The following is a 17,512-nucleotide window of genomic DNA, read 5'->3' as shown; positions in this document are numbered from 1 at the left end:
CCGCGGCGCGGTCTGCAAACCGCCGCGATCAGCCGCTCAGCCCGGCGCTGGTGAAAAAGTGCCGCGGGCTGGCACCGTCGCGATAACCGACGCCCGAGGCCACCACGCAGCTTGTCGCATCGGGCCGCTCCAGCACCATCGTCCAGGTGCCCGTCAGGTCCGAGCCCCAGAGCACCGTGCCGCCGCCGCCGGAGGCCACCCTTTCCTCGTCGAAATCATGGCTCAGGACCTGCGCCACCTCGGCGCTGTGGTCGCACCAGGGCTGATCGGGCGAGGCGCTTTCCGACAGCGGCAGGCGGCGCGCCAGTTCGATCACCGCGCGGGTATCCATGCCGGCAATGGCCGGCCAGCCGCGCGGATCGGCGCTGTCGTCGCGCTGCCGGGTCAGCGCCAGCGCACCCGAACCCGCGATGGCCAGAACCGTCGCCGCGACAATGGCCGCAGCCTTGAAATCGTTGCGTTTCGGCAGGGTCATCGTGCAAACCTTTCGCGTCTTGCCTTGGTTTCGCGTAAAAAAACGCCAAAATCCGAAACGGGTTCCCGATAGGTTCCGGCCCATGCCGCCCGTGAGCGCTAGCAGCCGGCAGCGGGATCGCCTAGAACGAAACCTTACCGAGTTGCGGGGGAGGAGGAGTGATGACCTTTTTGCTGGCGGATGTAGGCGGCACCAATGCGCGGCTGGCGCTGGCGCGCGACGGCGCGATAGACGGCGCGACGATCACCCGGTTTCTGGGCGACGATCACGGCAGCTTCGACGAGGTCGTGCGCCTGTATCTGGACCAGCAGGGCGGCCCCCGGATCAACGCCGTCTGCGTCGATGTCGCCGGTCCCGTCTCGGGCGGGGCGGCGCGGTTGACCAATCGCGACTGGGATTTCACCGAGACGCGGCTGCGCGACCTGACCGGCGCACCGCGCGCGCGGCTGATCAACGACCTGCTGGCGCTTGGCTACGCCACCCCGGCGCTGGACGGCGATGCGGCCGGCTTTCTGCGCGTCGCGCCGCAGGGATCGCCGGGCAATGGCCAGCGGCTGGTGGTGAATGCCGGCACCGGCTTCAATGTCTGCGCGGTCAAGGTCCTGCCCGGCGGCGGCATCGCCTGCCTGGAATCCGAAGAGGGACATACCCGCCTGCCATATTCGGTCAGGCTGGCGCTGGCGCGGGAACTGGGCGATGAGGCCACCGATCCGCTTGACTCGGTCGAGGAGCTTTTCGCCGGCCGCGGTCTGGCGAAACTGCATGCGCTGCGAACCGGCCAGGCCGCGGTCCGGGCCGAGGCGGTGTGCGCCGCCGCCGCACAGGGCGATGCCGCGGCCGAGGCCAGCTGCGCGCTTTATGCGCGCCTGTTCGGCCTGCTCTGCCGCGAACTGGCGCTGCGCTTCATGCCGCTTGAGGGCATGTTTCTGGCCGGCAGCGTGGCGCGGTCCTGCACCGACCGTTTCGAGATCTTCGAACAGGCATTTCTGTCGGATCCGCTGATGGCCCGGATCGTTCAGGCGGTCCCGATCGGCGTCATCCGTGACGACATGGCCGCATTGCATGGCTGTCTTGCCGCACTCGCGTGAAAATTACCCGGATCGCGGCCTGCGCGCTGGATTTCGCCGACCATGCCTGCGATGTTGCGACAAAACTCGCGAAACACGGCAGGAGTGGTAATGAAAGCCTGGCTCAGGGCGGGAACGGTTGTCGCGATCACGCTTGGGACCGGTGCCGGCATGGTGCTGGCGCAATCCTCGGGCCCGTCCTCATCCTCGCCCTTTTCGGGCTGGTTCGGTCGCTCGGACGGCAACGAGGCCTCGCCCGTCGATCTTGATTTCCGCATGAACGGCGGCGATGACGGGCTGCTGCGGGCGCTGCGCGCCACCTCGCTCCTGGTCAGCGCGCAGGACGAGGGGCGCGTGACCGGGCAGGACATGCTGGCCGCCGCGCGCGGGGACTATGCCCGGTTCCTGGGCGTGCTTTACGACGAGGGTTATTATTCCGGCCTCATCGACATCAAGCTGGACGGGGTCGAGGCCGCGACCATCGCGCCGCTTGACGCGCCCGAACTGGTCCGCCGGGTCGAGGTCTCGGTCACGCCGGGGCCGATCTTCAAATACAGCCGCGCCGATATCGGCCCGGTCGCGCCGGGCACCGAACTGCCCAGCGGCTACCGCCGGGGCGAGATCGCGCGCACCGGCGACATGAAGGCCGCCGCCGCCAGCGCGGTCGAGGGCTGGCGCGATGTCGGCCATGCCAAGGCCGAGGTCGCGGCGACCGACATCATCGCCGATCACGCGATCAACCGCGTGGACAGCCGCATCACCATGGCCCCCGGTCCCGAACTGCGTTTCGGCAGCATGACCATTCGCGGCTACAAGCGCATGGACCCGCGCCGGCTGCGCAAGATCGCCGGCTTTCCCGAGGGTGAGCGTTTCGACCCCGAAGAACTTGAGGACGTGCGCAAGCGCCTGCGCCGCTCGGGCGTGTTCTCGGCCATCACGCTCAGCGAGGCGGATTACGTCAATCCCGACGACACGCTGGATGTGGATCTGCTGGTGGTCGAACAAAAGCTGCGCCGCCTGGGCGCCGGTTTCGAATATTCCAATACCGAGGGGCTGGCGCTGACCGGCTACTGGATCCATCGCAACCTGTTTCGCGGCGGCGAGCGGCTGCGCGTCGATGCCAGCGTTTCGGATATCGGCGGCAGCACCGGCATGGATTACGGGCTGGGCGTGCGCATCGACCGGCCCGCGACGATCAACGCCGATACCACCGCCTATGTGCAGGCCGAGGTCAAAAGCGAGCAAGAGGATGACTATGATCTGAAATCCGGCACCTTCGGCTTTGGCTTCATCTGGCTGCCCAGCGACGAGCTGACCGCAGATATCGCGCTGCAATACCGCGCGCTGCGCGTCGACGACGAATCCGGGCGCACCAATTTCCGGCTTTTCGCGCTGCCCGCCTCGGTCGAATGGGACAAGCGCGACGAGCCCACCGATGCCAAGCGCGGCTACTGGCTTTCGGGCAAGGTGGTGCCCTTTGCCGGCTTGCAGGATGAAACCGGCAGCGGCGCGCAGACCATCGCCGAGGGCCGCGTCTATTACAGTTTCGGGACCGATGACCGCTTCACGCTGGCCGGGCGGGGGCGGCTGGGTTCGGTCTTCGGTTCGGAGATCGACGAAACGCCGCGCGACTACCTGTTCTTTTCCGGTGGCGGCGGCACCGTGCGCGGCCAGCCCTATGAATCGCTGGGCGTGCGCGTCATCCAGGGCGAGGATGGCCGGGTCAAGACCGGCGGGCTGAGCGTCGCGAACCTGACCGCCGAGGCCCGCATCCAGATCCGCGAAAAGGTCGGCATGGCGATCTTTGCCGATGCCGGGCGGGTCTGGGCCGATAACGGCTTTTCCGGCGACAGCGACTGGCATGCGGGGGCGGGTGCGGGGATCCGCTACAAGACGCCCATCGGCCCGCTGCGCTTCGACCTCGCGGCGCCGGTGGGCGGGGGCTATGACGACGATTCCGGGGTTCAGCTTTACATCGGACTGGGGCAGGCATTCTGATGCGCGATCTTGCTTACCGAATCCTTTTCGCCCTTTGTCTGGCCCTTGCCGTGCCGCTGGCCGCGCAGGCGCAGGACAGCGCCGCCGAAATCTCGCAGGAGGCCGAGGACGACAAGGGCTTCATCACCAGCTTCCTCGAGGAGAAACTGTCCGGCGCCGGGCGCAGCGTGGTGATCGACGGCTTTCAGGGCGCGTTGTCCTCGCGCGCGACCTTCGATCGCATGACCATTTCCGACGATGACGGCGTCTGGCTGACGCTGGAGGGCGGCGCCATGCAATGGACCCGCAGCGCGCTGCTGGGCCGCCGGGTCATGATCAACGAGCTTTCGGCCGAACGCATCATCCTGCCGCGCCTGCCCGGCGCCGGCAAGGACGCCGCGCCGCAGGCCGAGGCGACCGAGTTTTCGCTGCCGGAACTGCCGGTCTCGGTGGCGATCGAACAGATCGCCGTCGAGCGGGTCGAGCTCGGCGCCGGCATCATTGGCCAGGAGGCGGTGCTGGCGATCAACGGCGCAATGAACCTGGCCGATGGCGAGGGAAGCACCAAGCTGACCATCGATCGCGTCGACGGGCCCCGCGGGCAGTTCGCGCTCGAGACCGATTTTTCCAATGAAACCCGAATGCTGAACCTTGACCTGACGCTGGACGAGGATGCCGACGGGCTGTTCAGCAATATCGTCAAGCTGCATGGCCGCCCGGCCGTGCAGGCCGCGATCAAGGGCCAGGGGCCGCTGTCGGATTTCTCGGCCGATATTTCGCTGGCGACCGACGGCCAGCCGCGCGTCACCGGCGCGGTCGCGGTGATGGCGCAGGAACGCGGCGGCGCGCCCGGCACCGGCTTTCGCGCGGAACTGGGCGGCGATGTCGCGGCGCTGGCGCCGCCGCAGCACAAGGCGTTCTTCGGCGGTCAGTCGCAGCTTCTGGCCGAGGGCTGGCGCGGCGATGACGGCCGGCTGCTGATTCCGTCGCTGAACGTCACCACCCAGGCGCTGAAGCTGGACGGCAATCTGGCGACCACCGGGCGGGGGGCGCCGGAAAGCGTGCATCTGACGCTGCTTCTGGGCGAGGATGCGGGGGCGACGCAGCTGCCCGCGCTGCTGCCCTGGGCGGACAAGCCGACGACCGTGCAGACGGGCAATCTGCGGCTGGATTACGAGGCGGCCCAGGGCTCGGGCTGGGCGCTCAAGGGTGTGGTCGGGGATATTTCGCGCGACGATATCTCGCTGTCCGAACTGGAACTGGGCGGGCGCGGCCGGGTGGTGCTGACCGACGAACAGGCGCTCAGCGAGATCCGCGGCTGGATCGCCTTCGGCATGACCGATCTGGAACCCGCCGATCCGGCGCAGGCGCAGGCCCTGGGCGATACGCTGAACGGCGGTCTCAACTTTGCCTTCAGCCCCGGCAATGCGCTGAAGTTCTGGGGCATGAACATCAATGGCGACGCGTTCCGCTTTACCGGCGAGACCGAGGTCGCGGGCCTGGCCACCGGCATCACGCTGTCGGGCAATATCAATGCCGAACATCGCGACCTGTCGCGTTTCTCTGCGCTGGCCGGGCGCGATCTGTCGGGCACGGCGGATATGCAGATCAAGGGCAATTACGCGCTTCTGGGCAAGGGCTTCGATATCGAGGCGCTGGTTCAGGGCAACGATATCGGCATCGGCCAGGACCATGCGGACCGCATGCTGGCGGGCCAGTCGCGGATCGCGCTCAGCGCGCGGCGCGACAGGACGGGGATCAATCTGCGCAACCTGACGGTGAACGCGCGGAACCTGACCGCGCAGGCGCAGGGCCGGCTGGACAGCAATACCGCCGATCTGACCGCGCTGGTGGAAATGCCCGACCTGTCGGTCGCCGATCCCGCCTGGACGGGGGCCTTTCGCACCGAGGCGCGCGTCTCGGGTCCCAACGGCCAGCGCGCGATCAGCCTGAACGGCACCGCCGCGGATGTGGCCCTGGGTATCGCGGAGCTGGACGGTGTGCTGGCCGGCGAGACCACGCTGCTGGTCGAGGCGCTGGAGAATGCCGGCACCTATAACGTGCAGCAGTTCCAGCTGACCAATCCGCAGGTCAGCGCCACCGGCAGCGGCAATTTCTCGGCGCAGATGGTGGACGGCCGGCTGAATGTCTCGATGCCCGACCTGACGGTGCTGGGGCGGGGGCTCTCGGGCGCGCTGACCGCGCAGGCCACGGCCTCGCAACAGGGCGCGACCCGCCGGATCGAGCTGACCGGCCTTGGCACCGATCTGCGGCTTGGTCAGCAGGATGTGAACGGTGCGCTGCCCGGCAATACCGAACTGACCCTGACCGCCGAGGAAGAGAACGGCGACATCACCATCGAGACGTTCGACCTGAAGAACGACCAGATGCTGGCCAGCGCGCAGGGCCGCATCGGCCGCGCCGAAACCGACCTGACCGGCCGCGTCGATATCCGTTCGCTGGCCAGTTTCGGCAAGGGCTGGCGCGGCGCGCTGCAGGCGCAGGGCGCCTTCCGGGGCGATGGCAGCGGCGCGCGGCTTCTGGACGTGACCGGCACCGCGCGCGATCTGTCCTTTGGCCAGGCGCAGGTCGATGGCGCGCTGGCCGGCGAGACCGAGCTGGCCGTCAAGGGGGTCGAGCGTGACGGCGTCTTCACGATCGAGACCGCGCGTGTCGCGAACCCGCGCCTGAACCTGTCGGCCGATGGCCGGGTGGGGCAGGGCGCCACCGATGTCGCCGCCACGCTTCAGGCCGATGACCTGCGCTTTCTGGGCCGGGGTTTTCGCGGGGCGCTGAACGCCTCGGGCCGGGTCGCGGACCAGCCGCAAGGCGGCCGCACGATCACCGCGCAGGGCAATGCGCGCGGGTTGGCGATCGGCAATCCGCAGGCCGATGCCGTGCTGGCGGGGGAAACCAGCCTGGACCTGACCGCCCGGCAACTTGCCGATGGCAGCCTCAAGGTGGACCGCCTGCGCGCCGGCAACGGCCAGTTCAGCGTCACCGGCGACGGCAGCCCGACCGAGGGGCTGAACCTCGATGCGCGGCTGAACGATCTGGGTCTGGTGGCGCGGGGCTTTCCGGGCGCCGCCACGCTGGGCGGCACGATCCGCAATACCGGCACCAGCTATGACGTGAACCTGACGGCCAGCGGCCCGGGCGGCAGCCAGGCCAGTGCGACGGGCTCGGTCGCGACCGACCTGTCCAGCGCCGATCTGCGCATCAGCGGCAGCAGCGATGCCGCCGCCGCCAACCCCTTTCTGCGCACCCGCAGCGTCGAGGGGCCGCTGAATTTCGATCTGCGCATCAATGGCCGGCCGGGGCTGGAATCGCTTAGTGGCCGGGTCGCGCTGAGCGGCGGGCGGCTGGCCGAGCCGCGCTTCGGCCTGCGCATCGACGATCTGAACGCCAATGCCGATTTCAACGGTGGCCGGATCGATGTCGATGTGCGCGGCGGCGTCGCCGCCGGCGGCGTGATCACGGTGACCGGCCCGGTGAACCTGACCGGCGACCGGAGCATGAACCTGGATGTGCAGGCCAGCGATGTCGTGCTGCGCGATCCCAGTCTTTACGAGGTCAATGCCGATGCCCGGATCAATGTCGCGGGGCAACTGGGCGAAGGGCCGCTGGTCTCGGGGCGGATCGATGTCGCGCGGGCGGAACTGCGCATCCCCTCGACCGGGCTGGGCGGCGCCAAGTCGATCCCCGATATCCGCCACCTCTCGGACCGGCCGCCGCAGCGCCAGACCCGGGCCAAGGCCGGGCTGCTGGAATTCTCCAGCCAAGCCTCCAGGGATGCCGGCATGGCGGCCCCGCCCGCCACGCCGCCGGCGCAGGCAGCGCGGTTCGAGCTGCTGCTCTCGGCCCCGGATCAGGTCTTTGTGCGCGGCCGCGGCGTCGATGCCGAACTGGGCGGCGAGATCCGCCTGACCGGCGACGCGCGCCAGCCCATTCCCATCGGCCAGCTGGAACTGATCCGCGGCCGGGTGGCTCTGCTGGGCAAGCGCTTCGACCTGACCGAGGGCCTGATCGAGATGCAGGGCAGCCTGATCCCGGTGATCCGGCTCGTCGCCCAGACCCTGCAGGACGGCATCACCACCCGCATCATTATCGACGGCGAGGCGCGCGACCCCGAGATCACCTTTGAAGCCTCGCCCGAAATGCCGGAGGAGGAGGTGCTGTCGCAGCTGCTCTTCGGTCGCGGTCTGGACAAGATCAGCCCGCTGCAGGCCGCCCAGCTGGCCAGCGCGGTGGCGACGCTGGCCGGGCGCGGCGGCGATGGCATCGTCGGGCGGCTGCGTGCCTCGACCGGGCTCGACGATCTCGACCTGACCACCGATGACGAGGGCAATGTCTCGGTCCGGGCGGGCAAATACCTGACCGAGAACGTCTATACCGATGTGCAGGTCGGCGCCGACGGCAAGACCCGGCTGAACCTGAACCTCGACATGTCCGACACGCTGACCACGCGCGGCTCGGTCGATAGCGAGGGGGAAAGCACCATCGGCCTGTTCTACGAACGCGACTACTGACGGCGGGCCCGCTTAGGCGCTTGTGTCGCATTGCGCCGCCGGGGGCGGGGGCATATCTTGGCGGCATGCCAGTTTTGCGCGGCCTTGTGATTCTGCTGTTCGTCCTGCTCAGCCCCCTGCATGCGGCGGCGGAGCGGGGGGATGGCGGCATGGCCGGGATGCCGGGCATGGCGGCCATGCCGGTCATGCAGGCGGTCGCGGATATGGCGAGCGACGAGGGCATGGCCAGGTGCTGCGACAGCGGCGCGCATCAGGGCTTTTCCTGCCAGAGCCTGACCGCCCTGCCGGGCATTCTGACCCTTGCCGCGCCTGCAACCGCCATGCGCCGGATGGCCGGGCCGCCCGCGCGGCACCTGCCACGCGGATATGAGCCCGCGCTGGATCTGCGCCCGCCGATCGCGCTCTGACGATCCGGTTCCTGCCGGCCGGCTGCCGCTTGCGGCGCGGCCCGGCGCGCTCAGACATCCATTCAAGGGAAGATTCCGATGAAAACCCAGATTGCGGGCCTTGTCGCCCTGTTCACCACCATGGCTCTGCCGGTTCTGGCGCAGGATACCCAGATGACCCTGCACAAGGACCCCTATTGCGGCTGCTGCACGGCCTGGGCCGATCTGGCCGCAGAGGCCGGCTATCAGGTCACCACCGTCGAGACCGAGGATATCGCGGCGACCAAGCTGGAAGCCGGCGTGCCCGAGGCCTTCTGGTCGTGCCACACCACCCGTATCGGCGGCTATGTGATCGAGGGGCATGTGCCGCTGGACGCCGTCGCGCGGCTGCTTGAGACCCGGCCCGACATCAGCGGCATCGCCGTCCCGGGCATGCCCGCTGGTTCGCCCGGCATGGGCGACGACCCCGCCGCCAGCTATGATGTGGTCGCCTGGGGTGGCGATGCCGGCGAGGGCGCGATCTATCAGCAAGTCCGGGGCAAATGAACCGAGGCCTGCTGGGTCGGGCGGTGGCCGGCATGGCCGCCATCGCCCTGATCGCGGCGGGGGCCCGGCTGGTCTGGACCTCCGCCCCCGGAGAGCTGCGCCTGCGCGCCGATGACGCCCGCGTCGTCGCCCAAGGGCGCGAGATCTATGCCGCCCAATGCGCCGCCTGCCATGGCGCGGATCTGGCCGGCCAGCCCGACTGGAAGCGGCCCTTGCCTGATGGCCGGCTGCCGGCGCCGCCCCATGACGAGAACGGCCATACCTGGCATCACGACAGCCAGTTGCTGTTCGATCTGACGAAATTCGGTATCGGCGCGATGATCGACGACCCGGATTACCTGACCGATATGCCGGTCTATGACGGCCTGCTGAGCGATGACCAGATCGTCGCGGTGCTCAGCTATATCAAATCGACCTGGCCGGCCGGTATCCGCGCGCGCCACGACCGGCTGGACCGGGAATGACACGGGCCGGGTCGCTGACCCGGCCCGAAGCCATCCGGCAAGGTCCCGTGCGTCAGACCTCGGGGACCAGTACCTCGCGCTTGCCGACATGGTTGGCGGAGCTGACGACGCCCTGATCCTCCATCTGCTCCACCAGCCGCGCGGCCTTGTTATAGCCGATGGCCAGCTTGCGCTGGATATAGCTGGTCGAGCATTTGCGGTCCTTGGCGACGATCGCCACCGCCATGTCGTAAAGCTCGGCATCGCCCCCTTCGCCCGAGGACAGGCCCAGCACCTGGTCGATGCTGTCGGCGCGGTCCTCGTCCGGGCCTTCGACCACGCCCGACATGTAGCTGGGCGGGCCGAAGCTTTTCAGATGGTTGACGATTTCCTCGACCTCTTCGTCGCTGACAAAGGGGCCATGGACGCGGGTGATTTTCGATCCGCCGGCCATGTAGAGCATGTCGCCCTGGCCCAGCAATTGCTCGGCCCCCTGTTCGCCCAGGATCGTGCGGCTGTCGATCTTCGAGGTGACCTGAAAGCTGATCCGGGTCGGGAAGTTCGCCTTGATCGTGCCGGTGATCACATCGACCGAAGGCCGCTGCGTCGCCATGATCAGATGGATCCCCGAGGCCCGCGCCATCTGCGCAAGGCGCTGGATGCAGGCCTCGATCTCCTTGCCGGCGACCATCATCAGATCGGCCATCTCGTCGACGATGACGACGATATAGGGGAAGGTCTCGGGCTGGAATTCCTCGGTCTCGAAGACCGGCTCGCCGGTATCCTCGTCAAAGCCGGTCTGGACCGTGCGCCGGAACATCTCGTTGCGGGCCAGCGCCTCGCGGACGCGGCCGTTATAGCCCTCGATATTGCGCACGCCCATCTTGGACATCCGGCGATAGCGCTCCTCCATCTCGCCGACGACCCATTTCAGCGCGACGACGGCCTTTTTCGGATCGGTGACGACCGGCGACAGCAGATGCGGGATGCCGTCATAGACCGAGAGTTCCAGCATTTTCGGGTCGATCATGATCAGCCGGCATTCATCGGGCGTCAGCTTGTAAAGCAGGCTCAGGATCATGGTGTTGATGGCCACGGATTTCCCCGAGCCGGTGGTGCCCGCGATCAGCAGATGCGGCATCTTGGCCAGGTTCGCGACCACCGGGCCGCCGCCGATATCCTTGCCAAGCGCCAGCGGCAGCGGCTGCGTGCCGTCGCCATAGGATTTCGAGGCAAGGATTTCGCGCAGCACCACCTTTTCGCGCCGCGCATTGGGCAGTTCGATCCCGATGACGCTGCGCCCGGGCACGGTCGAGACCCGCGCCGACAGGGCCGACATGGAGCGCGCGATGTCATCGGCCAGACCGATCACCCGGCTGGCCTTGAGCCCCGGCGCGGGTTCCAGTTCGTAAAGCGTGACGACCGGGCCGGGCCGGACCTCGGTGATCTGGCCCTTGACGCCGTAATCGTCCAGCACCGCCTCAAGCATGCGGGCGTTTTCCATCAGCGCTTCCTGCGAAAGCTGATGGCGCTGCACGGTATCGGGGGCGGCCAGCAGCGACAGGGGCGGGTGCTCGTACTGGCTGGCGGCATCGTCAAAACGCAGCGCCGGCTGCGCCTCGGACTGCGCCTGGCGCGAGGCCGGGGCGGGCCGTTTCGGCGGCACCACCACCCGCGCCGTTTCGGCGCCAAAGGGCTCGGCGGTGGCCGGCGGCGGCAGGTCGTGGCCGTCCTCGTCCATGCTCAGCGGCGGCTCGACGCGCGGCAGCGGCGCGCGGCTTCCGGTCAGGCGCGAGGTCACCACCGAGAGCAGGCTCTTGCCGTCGCCGCGTTCCGTGCGCTGGCGGATGGCATCGCTGATCCGGGCGCTGATCGCGGCGTTGCTGGGGGCCTCGTCATCGTCGTCGTAATGGGTTTCCGGCTCGACCAGTTCCGGCTCAAGCGCGCGGTCATGGGCCAGCGGCGCGGGCGCCCGGCCCAGCCCCGGCAGGGCGGCATCATGCGCCATTCCGGGCTGCGGCAGACTGGCCGAAGCAGCGCGGCCGACCCGCTCGCGCCGCGCCTCGGAGCGGGATTTCAGGTTCCGCGCCGCGCCCGAGGACATCCGCGCGCCGCGATCCAGCGCCCGCAGCGCCAGCAGCCGCGCGGTGGCCAACCCGTTCAGCAGATAGCCGCGGATGGCGGTCAGCTCCTTGCGGTCGAAACCCAGCACAAAGGTCAGAAAGGCGACCGCGCCCAGGGCGGTCAGCAGCGCCAGGATCTTGATCGCGATGGCGGCGCGCATCGGCATGGCGGACAGCATGCCGCCCATCAGCATGTCGCCCAGATGGCCGCCCAGGCCAAAGCTTTGCGTCCAGCCCGCCGGCGGCGCCATCGAGGTCGCGTAAAGCGATACCAGCACCACCCCGATCGGCAGGAAGACGCCGCGCGTGATGCGTTCCTCGCCCCGATGCAGCATCAGGCGCAGCCCCCAGACCACCGCGCCAAGGACCAGCGCCCAGGTGCCGTAGCCGGTGATCATGACCAGCGCCGAGGCGATATAGGCGCCCGGCCGGCCCAGGTAATTGGTCGCCGGCTGGTCGGTCGCCGACATGACGCTGGGATCTTCGGGCGAATAGCTGATCAGCAGCATCGCGATCAGCACGCCCAGAACGATCAGACCCGCGCCCAGCAATTCCTTGCCGCGCCGTTGCAGCGCGACCTGCGTGTTCTGGTCAAACAACGGATCGCGGTGCTTCGCCTGCCAGCTCGCCATGCGTCAACCCCCTTGGTACAAACAGTTTTTCAGGCGGTTCAGCGCCGCCTCGGTTTCGTCGGCCGACGCGACCAGCGCCACCCGGATGAAGTGCCGGCCCGGATTGCCCTGCGCGGTATCGCGCGACAGATAGGTGCCGGGCAGAACCTGGATGCCGGCCTCGGCCCAGAGTTTTTTTGCCGCATCCTCGCTGTCGCCGATCTCGGCCGGAATGGGCAGCCACAGGAAGAAGCCGCCCGCTACCGGCGCGTAGCCGGGCACATTGCCCAGCACGCGGTCGGCAATGGCGTATTTCTGCTGGTACAGCGCGCGGCTGGCCTCGACATGCGCCTCATCCGCCCAGGCGGCGGCGCTGACGCGCTGTGCGGGCAGCGGCAGCGGTGCGCCGGCATAGCTGCGCAGCCGGCGCATATGGGCGATCCGCCCCGGCCCGCCGGCGGCAAAGCCCGAGCGCAGCCCCGGCAGGTTCGAGCGTTTCGAGAGCGAGTTGAACATCACCACCCGATCCGCCAGCCCCATCCGCGTGGCCACTGCCAGCGCCCCGGGCGGCGGCGCGGCGCGCCAGATCTCGGAATAGCATTCGTCGGAAAGGATCAGGAAATCGTGGCGCTCGGCCAGGGCGATCAGCTCCTCGAGGTAATCCTCGCCGGCGATGGCGCCCTGCGGATTGGCGGGCGAGCACAGATAGGCGATGGCCGCGCGATCCAGCAGCGCCGGGTCCAGATCGGCGTAGCGCGGCATATGGCCGGTTTCCGGCGTGGCATTGACGAAAACCGGCTCGGCGCCGATGGCGGCGGCGGCCACGGCATAGACCTGATAGAACGGGTTCGGGATCAGGATCGCTGGTTGCCGGCCGTTCTTGTCATTCGGGCACAGCGCGAGGGCTGCGTTGAACAGCCCCTCGCGGGTGCCGTTCAGCGTGACGATCCGGTCCGGCGCGACCAGGATCCGGTGACGCCGCGCGATCCAGTCCGATATCGCCTGCAACAGTTCCGGCGTGCCCTCGTTCGAGGGGTATTTGCCGAATTCGGCCACATGCGCGGCCAGGATCGGGCCGGTGAAATCGGGCAGCGCATGGCGCGGCTCGCCGATGGTCATGACCATCGGGGTGTCGCCGGGCTCAAGACCCGCGAGCAGCTTCCGCAGGCGCGGAAACGCGTAATCCGGCAGGTTCGAGAACCGCTCGGTTGATGCCATATCTGCCTCTCATTCGGGGTCGTTGCGCCCCGTTGGTCGTGAGATTACCGGGATTGCGCCAATGCGTCCAGCGTTTCGCGGCCAAATCCCGACAGTTTCCCGGTATTTGGTGGTGACAATCGTTCAGTCGCGCAGCGCGGCCTCGGCCGCGGCTGCCACGGTCAGCAGGGCGCGGTCGCCGCCGGCCCGACCCATCAGCATGATGCCGCAGGCCGGCTGCGCCGTGGGCAGGCTGACGGCGGGCAGACCCAGCAGGTTGCCGATGCGGGTATTGCGCAGGGTCAGCAGGTTCTCGGTAGCGAAAAACCCGGGCTCGGCCAGCAAGCGGTCGGCATCGGGGGGCAGGATCGGCGCGGTCGGCAGGATCACCGCGTCGAACCCGGCGACGATCCGCGCCCAGTCGGCGCGCAGGAGGTGCAACTGCTCCCACGCGGCGACGTAATCCGGGCCGGAGATCTGCCTGCCGCCCCGGAAACGTTCGAGAATCGGCGGATACATCAGTTCCGGCGCGTCCTCGATCTGGTCGCGCCAGATGCCATAGGCCTCGGGGGCGAAGAGCGTGGGCGACAGCGCGATCGCCTCGGCCACGCAGGGGGGCTGGGCGTGGGTGATGCGCGCGCCGGCCGCCGCCAGCCGCTTGACCGCCTCCTCGAAGGCGGCGACGGGGGCTTTGCGGGCATCGTCGAACGGCACGCCGTCCAGCACCATCAGCCGCAGCCGGCGCGATGCCGCGCCATTCAGATCGACCGCCTTCTCGCCGCGCAGGATGGCCAGGATTTCGGCGCAATCCTCGACCGTGCGGGCAATCGGGCCGGCCACGTCAAAGCGGCGGCACAGCGGCAGGACGCCTTTGCTGCTGACCATGCCATGGGTCGGCTTGAAGCCCACCAGCCCGTTCCAGGCCGCCGGCACCCGGATCGAGCCGCCGGTATCCGAGCCGACCGCCGCCGCCGCCAGCCCCAATGCGACCGAGACGGCGGCGCCGGAACTTGAGCCGCCGGGCGCCAGCGCCGGGTCGATGCTGTTGGGCGGTGTCGCGGTCATCGGGTTCAGCCCCAGCCCGGAAAAGGCAAGTTCGGTCATATGCGTCTTGCCCAGGCAAACCAGCCCGTTCAGCGTCGCGCCGGCCAGGATTTCCGCGTCATGATCGGGCTTGCGGCCGCCGAGCAAACGCGAGCCGCCCTCGGTCGCGATGCCGGCGCTGTCGATATTGTCCTTCCAGTTGATCGCGATGCCGTCCAGCAAGGCGCGCCGCAGCCCGGCGCGGGCGCGATCATGGGCGGCGATGGCCTCGGCGCGGGCGCGCTCGGGGGTGGTACGGGCATAGATGCGGTCGGCATAGGGGTGGCGCGCGATTGCCTCGAGATAGGCCTCGACCTGGTCGATCGGGCTGAGCACGCCCGCCAGAATCGCCCGTCCCTGTTCCGCCGCCGGCGCCCTGAGCCAGTCCATGCGCATCCCCCGAAATCACCCGCAGATCCACCCGGCACAGGCTATCCGGGCAGCAAGGCGCCTGCAATGCGCAAGCCGCGGCTTTGTCGCATGGACATTACGCCCGCGCGCGTCATATTGCGCAGCATGAAGACGGATTTCGACATCGTGATCGCGGGGGGCGGGCTGAACGGCCCCGCTTTGGCGCTGGCGCTGGCCGATGCCGGGCTGTCGCTCGCCGTGGTCGATGCCCGGCCCGCCGATCTCCGCGCCGGCGACGCCTTTGACGGGCGCGCCTATGCGCTGGCGCTGGCCTCGCAGCGGCTGCTGGCGGCCCTGGGCCTGTGGGACGATCTGGCCGCGAAGGCGCAGGTGATCCGCAAGGTTCAGGCGCGGCAGGGCCGGCCCGGCGACGGGCCGGGTCCGTTTGGCCTGCATTTCGACGGGGCCGAGATCGAAGAGGGCCGGCTGGGCTATATGCTCGAGGACCGGTTCCTGTATCGCGCGCTGCTCTGTGCGATGCGGGGGCGCATCGACCATCTGCCCGGCATATCGGTCGAGGCGCAGGAGCTTGCGCCGGCCGGCATCCGCGCCACCCTGTCCGATGGCCGCGTTTTGGGTGCGCGGCTGCTGATCGGCGCCGACGGGCGGCAATCGGGCACCGCCGCGCGGGCCGGGATCGGGCGCGTCGGCCATGATTACGGCCAGATCGCGCTGGTCGCCGCGGTCGATCACGAATTGCCGCATGAGGGCACGGCGCATCAGTATTTCATGCCGACCGGGCCGCTGGCGATCCTGCCCCTGCCGGGCAATCGCAGCTCGATCGTCTGGTCCGAGCGGCGGGAAAACGCCCGTGCCATCATGGAATTGCCGGATGATGATTTTCTGGCGGTGCTGCGTCCGCGCTTTGGCGATTTCCTGGGCGCGATCAGCCTGGCCGGGCCGCGCTTTTCCTATCCGCTGAACCTGACCCTGGCCGAGCGTTACGTCGCGCCGCGCGTCGCGCTGGTCGGCGACGCGGCCCATGGCGTGCATCCGATCGCCGGGCAGGGCCTGAACCTTGGCCTGCGCGACGTGGCCGCGCTGGCCGAGGTGATCGTTACCGCCCGCCGCCGGGGCGAGGATATCGGCGCCGCGCAGGTGCTGGCGCGCTATCAGCAGTGGCGCCGGCCGGACGCGACCGCGCTGGCCCTGGGCATGGATGGCGTGAACGCGCTGTTTTCCAATGCCAATCCGGTGCTGCGCGCGGCGCGCGAACTGGGCATGGGGCTGGTCGATGCGGTCCCGCCGCTGCGGCGCGGCTTCATGCGCCAGGCGGCCGGGCTGAGCCTTGACCCGATGCCGCGCCTGCTGACCGGGCAGCGGCTCTAGGCGGGACAGGCCCGAAAGGCTCACGCCCGGGCGAGCGTTTGCGCCCGTATCTCCAAGCGAATGTGATGTGCAAGCCGATCCGGAAACGGTATTCTGCGGCGCATGAAAATCCGATCGCTCGCCCTTGCGCCCGTCCTTGTCCTCGCCATGGTCTTGCCCGCCTTGGCCGAGAAAATTCCGCTCAGCGAGATCTCGCGCTATCTCAACGGCCTGAAGACCGCCCAGGCGGAGTTCACGCAGGTCAACAATGACGGCTCGATCTCGACCGGGACGGTGTTCATCCATCGCCCGAACCGGGTGCGGTTCGAATACAAGGGCGACAATACGCTGGTGCTGGCCTCGGCCGGGCAGGTGGCGGTGTTCGACGGCAAGTCGCGCGGCGGACCGCAGCAATATCCGCTTGCCAAGACGCCGCTGTCGCTGATCCTCGCGCCGGATATCAACCTGGGCCGGGCGCGGATGGTCACCGCCCATGCCGAGCGCAAGAACACCACCGTGGTCACCGCCCAGGACCCGCAGCATCCGGAATATGGCAATATCCAGATGGTCTTTACCGCCAGCCCGACGCAATTGCGGCAATGGGTGGTCACGGATGAAAGCGGGCAGCGCACCACGGTCATTCTGGGCGACATGCGCACCGGGGTTTCCTTTCCGCCGTCGAAATTCGCGATCCCGAACGAAATCGCCCGCCGTCAATAGGCGGGCGAACCGGCGGGCAGTAATGGCCCGGCGTCGCTACGGCATGTCTCAGCGGCAGGAGGCGAGCTGCCGGCGATAGATCTCGGACCGGGCGCTGACCTTGGCCGCGACATCCATCAGCCAGCGCTTGCCGCGATATGTGCCGCGGGAAAAGCCGCCGCGCCCCTCGTGATAGGCCAGATATTGCGAAGCGGCGTCACTGCGGGAAATCCCCAGTTCCCGCGACGAGCCGTCCATGTACCAGCCCATGAAATCGGTCGCGTCGCGGATATCGTTGCGCCGCGCGCGGCGCTTGCCGGTGGCGCGGCGATATTCGTCCCAGGTGCCGTCCAGCGCCTGGCTGTAGCCATAGGCCGAGCTTTGCCGCCCGATCGGGATGATCCCGAGCGCATAGCGATGCGGGGTCCTTGCGTCGCCGATGAAACGCGATTCCTGATAGATCGTGGCCATCTGCACGTGAACCGGGATGTTCCAGCGCCGCGCGGTCGTCTGCATGGCGCGCATATAGGCCGGCCGCTCGGCCGCGATGGCGCAGGCGTTATCCAGATTGCGCGGTGCCTTGTAGCTTCCTCCTGCCCCGCAGGAAGCGACCATCCCGACGATGGCCAGCTTGAGAAACCTGTTCATACTGCCCTC

13 protein-coding genes are annotated in these 17,512 nt (G+C 68.6%); 8 read left to right on the top strand and 5 right to left on the bottom strand.

Annotated features, from left to right (window positions below; translation table 11 throughout):
- Window positions 1-28: 28 nt before the first annotated feature.
- On the bottom strand, window positions 29-475 hold the full coding sequence (locus tag IT41_RS14035) for a hypothetical protein (RefSeq protein WP_052081572.1): 447 nt from the start codon (window positions 473-475) through the stop codon (window positions 29-31).
- A 161-nt stretch (window positions 476-636) separates the two neighbouring features.
- Here IT41_RS14035 and IT41_RS14030 point away from each other — a divergent pair, with 161 nt between their 5' ends.
- The 6 genes from IT41_RS14030 to IT41_RS14005 all read left to right on the top strand — a co-directional run bounded on the left by IT41_RS14030 (window position 637) and on the right by IT41_RS14005 (window position 9,444).
- Window positions 637-1,563, top strand: a complete 927-nt coding sequence (locus tag IT41_RS14030) for a glucokinase (protein ID WP_036742535.1) — start codon at window positions 637-639, stop codon at window positions 1,561-1,563.
- 90 nt (window positions 1,564-1,653) lie between these two features.
- A complete protein-coding gene (locus tag IT41_RS14025; protein ID WP_036742534.1) occupies window positions 1,654-3,540 on the top strand; it encodes an autotransporter assembly complex protein TamA in 1,887 nt (628 codons plus the stop codon).
- The gene (locus IT41_RS14020) at window positions 3,540-8,048 is read left to right on the top strand and encodes a translocation/assembly module TamB domain-containing protein (protein WP_036742531.1); all 4,509 of its coding nucleotides are present in this window, start codon (window positions 3,540-3,542) and stop codon (window positions 8,046-8,048) included. The genes IT41_RS14025 and IT41_RS14020 overlap by 1 nt, the downstream gene beginning before the upstream one ends.
- Window positions 8,049-8,113: 65 nt before the next feature.
- The gene (locus tag IT41_RS14015) at window positions 8,114-8,455 is read left to right on the top strand and encodes a hypothetical protein (protein ID WP_139221726.1); all 342 of its coding nucleotides are present in this window, start codon (window positions 8,114-8,116) and stop codon (window positions 8,453-8,455) included.
- A gap of 78 nt (window positions 8,456-8,533) precedes the next feature.
- Entirely contained in the window at window positions 8,534-8,980 is a 447-nt protein-coding gene (locus IT41_RS14010) for a DUF411 domain-containing protein (protein WP_036742525.1), read from the top strand.
- Entirely contained in the window at window positions 8,977-9,444 is a 468-nt protein-coding gene (locus IT41_RS14005; RefSeq protein ID WP_036742522.1) for a c-type cytochrome, read from the top strand. Before IT41_RS14010 ends, IT41_RS14005 begins: the two co-directional genes overlap by 4 nt.
- Before the next feature lie 52 nt (window positions 9,445-9,496).
- On the opposite strand, the gene IT41_RS14000 is transcribed toward IT41_RS14005, so the two are convergent.
- From IT41_RS14000 to IT41_RS13990, 3 genes are all read right to left on the bottom strand, one after another.
- Entirely contained in the window at window positions 9,497-12,178 is a 2,682-nt protein-coding gene (locus tag IT41_RS14000; protein ID WP_036742521.1) for a DNA translocase FtsK, read from the bottom strand.
- Window positions 12,179-12,181: 3 nt separating this feature from the next.
- Window positions 12,182-13,375, bottom strand: coding sequence for an aminotransferase class I/II-fold pyridoxal phosphate-dependent enzyme (locus tag IT41_RS13995; RefSeq protein ID WP_036742519.1), 1,194 nt, complete (start codon window positions 13,373-13,375; stop codon window positions 12,182-12,184).
- A gap of 123 nt (window positions 13,376-13,498) precedes the next feature.
- Entirely contained in the window at window positions 13,499-14,827 is a 1,329-nt protein-coding gene (locus IT41_RS13990) for an amidase (RefSeq protein WP_036742568.1), read from the bottom strand.
- 90 nt (window positions 14,828-14,917) lie between these two features.
- On the opposite strand from IT41_RS13990, the gene IT41_RS13985 reads away from it, so the two are divergent.
- Together IT41_RS13985 and IT41_RS13980 are read left to right on the top strand one after the other, a co-directional pair.
- A complete protein-coding gene (locus IT41_RS13985; RefSeq protein ID WP_139221725.1) occupies window positions 14,918-16,177 on the top strand; it encodes a UbiH/UbiF/VisC/COQ6 family ubiquinone biosynthesis hydroxylase in 1,260 nt (419 codons plus the stop codon).
- Between the two features lie 102 nt (window positions 16,178-16,279).
- Window positions 16,280-16,876 (top strand): LolA family protein, encoded by a 597-nt coding sequence (locus IT41_RS13980; protein ID WP_036742516.1) that lies wholly within the window; start codon window positions 16,280-16,282, stop codon window positions 16,874-16,876.
- Window positions 16,877-16,924: 48 nt separating this feature from the next.
- Here the strand turns inward: IT41_RS13980 and IT41_RS13975 are convergent, their stop codons facing one another.
- Window positions 16,925-17,503: a transglycosylase SLT domain-containing protein gene (locus tag IT41_RS13975; RefSeq protein ID WP_036742513.1), complete on the bottom strand. Its 579-nt coding sequence runs from the start codon at window positions 17,501-17,503 to the stop codon at window positions 16,925-16,927.
- Between the last annotated feature and the right edge of the window lie 9 nt (window positions 17,504-17,512).

Source organism: Paracoccus halophilus (assembly GCF_000763905.1).
GTDB classification, from domain to species: domain Bacteria; phylum Pseudomonadota; class Alphaproteobacteria; order Rhodobacterales; family Rhodobacteraceae; genus Paracoccus; species Paracoccus halophilus.
The sequence above is the reverse complement of the archived record's forward strand: the minus strand, read 5'-3'. Positions and strand labels throughout refer to the sequence as shown.

What these genes read in the sequence shown, in the direction of transcription:
- IT41_RS13995 (WP_036742519.1), bottom strand. Translation starts at nt 13,375, where the DNA reads ATGGCATCAACCGAGCGGTTCTCGAACCTGCCGGATTACGCGTTTCCG.
- IT41_RS14015 (WP_139221726.1), top strand. Translation starts at nt 8,114, where the DNA reads ATGCCAGTTTTGCGCGGCCTTGTGATTCTGCTGTTCGTCCTGCTCAGC.
- IT41_RS13985 (WP_139221725.1), top strand. Translation starts at nt 14,918, where the DNA reads ATGGACATTACGCCCGCGCGCGTCATATTGCGCAGCATGAAGACGGAT.
- IT41_RS14005 (WP_036742522.1), top strand. Translation starts at nt 8,977, where the DNA reads ATGAACCGAGGCCTGCTGGGTCGGGCGGTGGCCGGCATGGCCGCCATC.
- IT41_RS14000 (WP_036742521.1), bottom strand. Translation starts at nt 12,178, where the DNA reads ATGGCGAGCTGGCAGGCGAAGCACCGCGATCCGTTGTTTGACCAGAAC.
- IT41_RS14010 (WP_036742525.1), top strand. Translation starts at nt 8,534, where the DNA reads ATGAAAACCCAGATTGCGGGCCTTGTCGCCCTGTTCACCACCATGGCT.
- IT41_RS14020 (WP_036742531.1), top strand. Translation starts at nt 3,540, where the DNA reads ATGCGCGATCTTGCTTACCGAATCCTTTTCGCCCTTTGTCTGGCCCTT.
- IT41_RS13980 (WP_036742516.1), top strand. Translation starts at nt 16,280, where the DNA reads ATGAAAATCCGATCGCTCGCCCTTGCGCCCGTCCTTGTCCTCGCCATG.
- IT41_RS13990 (WP_036742568.1), bottom strand. Translation starts at nt 14,827, where the DNA reads ATGGACTGGCTCAGGGCGCCGGCGGCGGAACAGGGACGGGCGATTCTG.
- IT41_RS14035 (WP_052081572.1), bottom strand. Translation starts at nt 475, where the DNA reads ATGACCCTGCCGAAACGCAACGATTTCAAGGCTGCGGCCATTGTCGCG.
- IT41_RS14025 (WP_036742534.1), top strand. Translation starts at nt 1,654, where the DNA reads ATGAAAGCCTGGCTCAGGGCGGGAACGGTTGTCGCGATCACGCTTGGG.
- IT41_RS14030 (WP_036742535.1), top strand. Translation starts at nt 637, where the DNA reads ATGACCTTTTTGCTGGCGGATGTAGGCGGCACCAATGCGCGGCTGGCG.
- IT41_RS13975 (WP_036742513.1), bottom strand. Translation starts at nt 17,503, where the DNA reads ATGAACAGGTTTCTCAAGCTGGCCATCGTCGGGATGGTCGCTTCCTGC.